The sequence below is a fragment of the uncultured Jannaschia sp. genome (genome assembly GCF_947503795.1).
Taxonomy (GTDB): Bacteria; Pseudomonadota; Alphaproteobacteria; order Rhodobacterales; family Rhodobacteraceae; genus Jannaschia.
In genome coordinates, this window is the sequence record NZ_CANNEZ010000004.1 from 1 (window position 1) to 792 (window position 792).

Annotated in this window: 1 protein-coding gene; it reads left to right on the plus strand. The window is 70.5% G+C overall.

The genetic code is table 11. From position 1 onward, the window contains the following. The coding region (locus Q0833_RS17860; protein WP_298438401.1) for a dipeptidase at nucleotides 1-792 on the plus strand (792 nt) is incomplete at both ends.

Below are 792 nucleotides of genomic sequence, written 5' to 3' on the forward strand. Positions count from 1 at the left end.
GCCCTGCCCATCGTCCTGGGCCAGATGGCGATCCTTTTCGCGCTGGAGCGCGAGGGGCACCTGCGGGTCTGCCGCAGCGTGGCCGACATCCGCGCCGCGACCGCCGACGGCATCATGGCCGCGATCCTGCATATCGAGGGCGCCGAGGCGATCGACGCGGATCTCCATGCGCTCGACGTGTTCCACGCCGCCGGGCTGCGCTCGCTCGGGCCCGTCTGGTCGCGCCCGACGATCTTCGGCCACGGCGTCCCGTTCCGCTTCCCGTCCACGCCCGATACCGGGCCGGGCCTCACCGATCACGGGCTCCGGCTGGTGCGGCGCTGCGACGAGCTCGGGATCATGCTCGATCTCAGTCACCTCAACGAGGCGGGCTTCTGGGACGTCGCGCGTCATTCCACGAAGCCCCTCGTCGCGACCCATTCCAACGCCCACGCGCTCTGCACGCATTCGCGCAACCTGACGGACCGGCAGCTCGATGCCATCCGCGACAGCGACGGCATGGTCGGGCTGAACTTCGCGGTGTCCTTCCTGCGCGAGGACGGGCGCAAGATCGCCGACACGCCGGTCGAGACCATGCTGCGCCATCTCGACCACCTGATCGCGCGGCTGGGCGAGGACCGGGTGGGGCTCGGGTCCGACTATGACGGGGCCGTGGTGCCCGACGCGCTGCGGGACGTCTCGACGCTGCCGCTGCTGCGACGCGCGATGCGCGACCACCACTACGGCGAGGCGCTTATCGAGAAGATCTGCCACGGCAACTGGCTGCGGCTTCTGGAGCGGAATTGGGGCGGC